This is a genomic window from Rhodococcus chondri, from assembly GCF_036327435.1.
In the GTDB taxonomy this organism is placed as follows: Bacteria; Actinomycetota; Actinomycetes; order Mycobacteriales; family Mycobacteriaceae; genus Rhodococcus; species Rhodococcus chondri.
Window position 1 is genome coordinate 1 of record NZ_JAUZMZ010000235.1, and the last position, 5,746, is coordinate 5,746.

4 protein-coding genes are annotated in these 5,746 nt (G+C 68.2%); all 4 read right to left on the minus strand.

Annotated elements, in window-relative coordinates:
- The coding region (locus Q8814_RS23845; protein WP_330154448.1) for an NADH-quinone oxidoreductase subunit G at positions 1-1,647 on the minus strand (1,647 nt) is incomplete at its 3' end.
- Positions 1,644-3,806, minus strand: a complete 2,163-nt coding sequence (nuoF, locus tag Q8814_RS23850) for an NADH-quinone oxidoreductase subunit NuoF (protein WP_330154449.1) — start codon at positions 3,804-3,806, stop codon at positions 1,644-1,646. The genes Q8814_RS23845 and nuoF, both read right to left, overlap by 4 nt.
- Positions 3,803-5,122: an NADH dehydrogenase (quinone) subunit D gene (nuoD, locus tag Q8814_RS23855; RefSeq protein WP_330154450.1), complete on the minus strand. Its 1,320-nt coding sequence runs from the start codon at positions 5,120-5,122 to the stop codon at positions 3,803-3,805. Before nuoD ends, nuoF begins: the two co-directional genes overlap by 4 nt.
- Positions 5,122-5,742, minus strand: coding sequence for an NADH-quinone oxidoreductase subunit C (locus Q8814_RS23860; RefSeq protein ID WP_330154451.1), 621 nt, complete (start codon positions 5,740-5,742; stop codon positions 5,122-5,124). The genes nuoD and Q8814_RS23860 overlap by 1 nt, the downstream gene beginning before the upstream one ends.
- Between the last annotated feature and the right edge of the window lie 4 nt (positions 5,743-5,746).

Consider the following 5,746-nt stretch of genomic DNA (forward strand, 5'->3'; position numbering starts at 1 on the left):
CCACACGGCGTCGACCTCGCGGCGCGCGTCGGTGTCGCCGACCGAGCGGCCACCGGGTAGCAGGGTGGGGAGCGCGCCGGCCTCGACGGCGCCGCGTTCGCCGGCCCGCCGGGGAACCCACGCGAGCCGTGCGCCGGTGGCATCGGCCAGCCGGACGGCGGCGGACAAGCCACCGGGCACGGTAGCGAGCCGCTCCCCCACCAGCACGATCGCGCCCGGTCGACGCAGGAGCGCGGCGTCGAACGCTTCCGCACCGAGAGCAGCCGCGGTGTCGCCGGTGTGGATGGCGTCGAGCAGGTGTGCCTCTGCGCCGGGAACGCAATGCAGCACCCGCCCGCCCATCTTCTCGGTGCCACGGCTCGTGCGCGGCGCAATCGACCAGACGCCGAGGTTCTTCTTGCGCACCGCCTTTCGCAACCGGAGGAACACGATCGGCGATTCCTCTTCGGGTTCGAACCCCACGAGCAGCACGACGGGGGCGTTCTCGAGGTCGGTGTAGGTGACGGTCATGCGGCGACCGGCGACACGCGCCGCGAGGAAGTCGGCCTCCTCCGCCGAATGCGGACGACTGCGGAAGTCGATGTCGTTGGTGCCCAGGGCCGTTCGCGCGAACTTCGCGTACGCGTAGGCATCTTCCATGGTCAGGCGCCCACCGGCCAGGACGCCTGTGCTCCCGTGTGCCGCGGACAGCCCGCGGGCCGCGACGGCCAGCGCCATCGGCCACGACGCGGGTGTGAGCTCACCGTCGGCGGTGCGGACGAGGGGGCCGGTGATGCGGTCGGGCCGGGTGGCGTAGGTGAAGGCCCACCGGCCCTTGTCACAATTCCATTCCTCGTTCACCTCGGGGTCGTCGCCGGCGAGGCGCCGCAGCACCTTGCCGCGACGATGATCGGTGCGTTGCGCACAGCCGCTGGCGCAGTGTTCGCACACGCTCGGACTGGAGACGAGATCGAACGGTCGAGCCCGGAACCGGTAGGCGGTGCCCGTGAGCGCCCCGACCGGACAGATCTGCACGGTGTTGCCGGAGAAATACGACTCGAACGGTTCTTCGGTGTAGATGCCCACCTGTTGCCATGCGCCCCGTTCGAGCATGTCGATGAACGGGTCGCCGGCGACCTGTTCGGAGAAGCGCGTGCACCGCGCGCACAGGACGCACCGTTCCCGGTCGAGCAGGACCTGGGAGGAAATCGCGATCGGTTTGGGATAGGTCCGCTTCGGTTCGTCGTAGCGGGATTCGGCGCGCCCGTTGGACAGCGCCTGGTTCTGCAGCGGGCATTCGCCGCCCTTGTCGCACACGGGGCAATCGAGCGGGTGGTTGATGAGCAGCAGTTCCATCACACCTTGCTGGGCCTTGTCGGCCACGGGCGAGGTGAGCTGTGTACGGACCACCATGCCGTCGGTGGCGACCGTGGTGCACGAGGCCAGCGGTTTGCGCTGGCCTTCGACCTCGACCAGACATTGCCGGCATGCCCCGACGGGTTCGAGGAGAGGATGGTCGCAGAACCGCGGAATCTGGACACCGATGAGTTCGGCGGCCCGGATGACCAACGTCCCCTTGGGAACCCGGATCTCGGTGTCGTCGATGGTCACGGTGACGAGGTCGGCCGGGACGGTGCCCGTGGCGTCGGCTCCGGAAGCGGTGGTCATCGGGTCTCCCCCTCGCGTGATGCGCCGGCGGCGAGCGTGGCCCGGTGCGGATCGAACGGGCAGCCACCGTGTTCGAAATGCGCGAGGTACTCGTCGCGGAAGTAACCGATGGACGAGGTGATCGGGCTCGTCGCGCCGTCACCGAGCGCACAGAAGGCCCGTCCGAGAATGTTGTCGGAGATGTCGAGCAGCTTCGCGAGGTCCTCCTCGGTTCCCCGGCCGTGTTCGAGGCGGTCGAGGATCTGCACGAGCCACCAGGTGCCTTCGCGGCACGGGGTGCACTTGCCGCAGGATTCGTGGGCATAGAACTCGCTCCAGCGCAGCACCGTCCGCACCACACATGTCGTTTCGTCGAAGATCTGCAGCGCCCGGGTGCCGAGCATCGACCCGGCGGCCCCGACGCTCTCGTAATCGAGAGGTATGTCGAGGTGTTCGTCGGTGAAGATGGGTGTGGACGAGCCGCCCGGGGTCCAGAACTTGAGCCGGTGTCCGGCGCGGACCCCACCCGCGTACTCCAGCAGTTCCCTCAGGGTGATACCCAGGGGCGCCTCGTACTGGCCCGGGGTGGTCACGTGACCGGACAGGGAGAACAGCGCGAAGCCCGGAGATTTTTCGGTACCCATGGATCGATACCACTCGACCCCGTTGCGGATGATCGGCGGCACGTTCGCGATGGATTCGACGTTGTTGACCACGGTCGGCGAGGCATAAAGGCCCGCGACCGCGGGGAACGGCGGACGTAGACGCGGTTGTCCGCGCCGGCCTTCGAGAGAGTCGAGCAGCGCCGTCTCCTCGCCGCAGATGTAGGCGCCGGCACCGGCGTGGACGACGACGTCGAGGTCGTATCCGGAGCCGAGGATGTCGGCTCCGAGATAGCCGGCACCGTATGCCTCCGCAACCGCGGCGTGCAGTCGGCGCAGGACGGGGACCGCCTCCCCGCGCAGGTAGATGAAGGCGTGCCGTGCCCGGATCGCGTAGGCCGCGATGATCACTCCCTCGATCAGGGCGTGGGGGGTGGCGTACATGAACGGAATGTCTTTGCAGGTCCCGGGTTCCGATTCGTCGGCGTTGACGACGAGGTAGTGCGGTTTGTCGTCGCCCTGCGGGATGAACGACCATTTGGTGCCGGTCGAGAAGCCGGCGCCGCCGCGACCGCGCAGGCCGGAGTCCTTGACCGCGCCGACGACCGCGTCGGGTTCCATGCCCAGCGCGAGGGGCAGGGCTTCGTAGCCGTGGTGGCGGCGGTAGGTGTCGAGTGTCCAGGACCGGTCGTCGTCCCAGTAGCTCGTGAGGACGGGGGTCAGCGGCGTTCCGGTGGCGCCGGAGGCGTCCCGGCTCTGCGGGAGTGCGTCGTCGCGCGGCGGCGGTGGCGCCGCCATGTCGTGTGCGCGCGCGATGCGGAGACCGGCGAGGGACGCCTCCCCGGCGCTGCCGCCGGCTTCGAGGACTCCGGGCCGGGTGTCGGGGAATCCGGCGAGAAGGCGGGCGGTCTCCCGGAAACTGCACAGGGGCGCACCGCGAGTGGGCACGGCGGGCGTGCCGTCGCGCAGGGCATCGACGAGTTCGACGGCCGACCGGACGGTGCGGTTGTCGAACAGCTCCCAGTTGACGGTCATCACCGGAGCGAAGTCGCACGCCGCGTTGCACTCGATGTGTTCGAGGGTGATCGCGCCGTCGTCGGTGGTCTCGCCGTTGCCGACGGCGAGGTGCTCGCGCAGGGCACCGTAGATCTCGTCGCCGCCCATCACCGCGCACAGCGCGTTGGTGCAGACGCCCACGTGGTAGCGGCCGGTGGGCTTGCGGCGGTACATCGTGTAGAAGGTGGCGACGGCCGCGACCTCGGCTCCGGACAGCTCCAGGTGCCGGGCGCAGAATTCGATACCCGCCGGCGTGATGTAGCCGTCCTCGGACTGCACGAGGTGCAGCAGGGGAAGCAGCGCCGAGCGGGGGTGCGGATACCTGGCGATGATTTCCGCAGCGTCCGCGTCGAGGCGGGCACCTGCCTCGTCGGGATAGCTGCGCGGGGCACCGGGCTGCACCAGGAGCGTGTCTTCCTCGGGGCGCGGGCCGAGGGGTACGAACACCGGAGCCGGCGGGGTCGCGCCGACGGACGGCAGGTCGTCGCCGGAGTCGGTGTTGCGCACATATTCGGTGGTCATCGGTCCACCCCGCCCATCACCGGATCGATGCTCGCCAGCGACGCGATGACGTCGGACACCATGCCTCCCTCACACATAGCTGCCACCGCCTGCAGATTCGTGAAGGACGGGTCCCGGTAGTGCACCCGGTAGGGCCGGGTACCGCCGTCACTGACCATGTGGACTCCCAGTTCGCCACGCGGCGACTCGACCGACACGTACACCTGGCCCGCGGGCACGCGGATCCCTTCGGTGACGAGTTTGAAGTGGTGGATCAGTCCCTCCATGGACGTGCCCATGATGCGACGGATGTGCTCCGGAGAGTTGCCGAGACCGTCGCTGCCCAGTGCGAGATCCGCGGGCCACGCGATCTTCTTGTCCTCCACCATCACCGGGCCGGGCCGGAGCCGGTCGAGACATTGCTCGACGATCTTCAGCGACTCCTTCATCTCTGCGATCCGGATCAGGTACCTGCCGTAGCAGTCGTTGCCGGTGGCGGTGGCGACGTCGAATTCGTAGTTCTCGTATCCGCAGTAGGGTTGCGCCTTGCGCAGGTCGTGCGGCAGGCCCGTGGAGCGCAGGATCGGTCCGGTGACGCCGAGGGCCATGCAGCCGGTCAGGTCCAGGTAGCCGATGCCCTGGGTGCGGGACTTGAAGATGGGGTTGTCGGTGAGCAGCAGATCCATGTCGCGGATCCGGGTCGGCATCAGGGCCAGCAGATCGCGGATCATGGGCACCGCTTCGGCCGGCAGGTCCTGCACCAGACCGCCCGGGCGGATGTAGGCGTGGTTCATGCGCAGCCCGGTGATGGTCTCGAAGACGTCGAGGATCAGTTCGCGTTCGCGGAAACCGAACAGCATCGGAGTGGTGGCGCCCAGTTCCATACCGCCGGTGGCCAGGGCCACCATGTGCGAGGCGATGCGGTTGAGTTCCATCAGCATGACCCGCACGACATCGGCGCGCTCGGGGATCGAATCGGCGATGCCGAGGAGTTTCTCCACGCCCAGGCAGTACGCCACCTCGTTGAAGAACGGCGACAGGTAGTCCATGCGGGTGACGAAGGTGACGCCCTGGGTCCAGTTGCGGTACTCGAGATTCTTCTCGATGCCGGTATGGAGATAGCCGATGCTGCAACGCGCTTCGGTAACGGTCTCACCGTCGATTTCGAGGATGAGGCGCAGCACGCCGTGGGTGGAGGGGTGCTGCGGACCCATATTGACGACGATGTGGTCTTCACCGGCCTGCGCCGCGGCGGTGACGACCTCGTCCCAGTCGCTGCCGGAGGAGGTGAGGACGGTCTCGTCGCGGGCGGTGCCCGTGGATGCGGGTTCGTTCATCAGTTGTATTCCCTCCGCTCGTCCGGGGGCGGGATCGTGGCGCCCCTGTATTCGACGGGGATTCCGCCGAGCGGGTAGTCCTTGCGTTGCGGGTGGCCGTGCCAGTCGTCGGGCATCTGGATGCGGGTCAGTGCGGGATGGCCGTCGAACACGATGCCGAAGAAGTCGTACGCTTCCCGTTCGTGCCAGTCGTTGGTCGGGTAGACGGCGTAGAGCGACGGGATGTGCGGATCGTCGTCGGGTGCGGTGACCTCGAGCCTGATGCGCCGGTTGTGGGTGATCGACATCAGCGGATACACCGCGTGCAGTTCCCGGCCGGTTTCCTGCGGGTAGTGCACTCCGCTCACTCCCAGGCAGAGTTCGAAGCGGAGGGCGGGTTCGTTCCGCAGGGCCAGCGCCACCTGCGGTAGATGCGCGCGACGGACGTGCACGGTCATCTCGCCGCGGAAGACGACGATCTTCTCTACTGCGTCCGCGAAATCCGCACCGGCTCCGGTCGCGCCGAGGACACCGAAGAGCAGCGCGAGACCGGCGGTGGGTGCCTGCACGAGCTGTTCGACGGGCCCGCGCCGCGTGTCGACCGCTGTCGCAGGTCCGAGATCCTCGACCATCTGCAGCACCGTA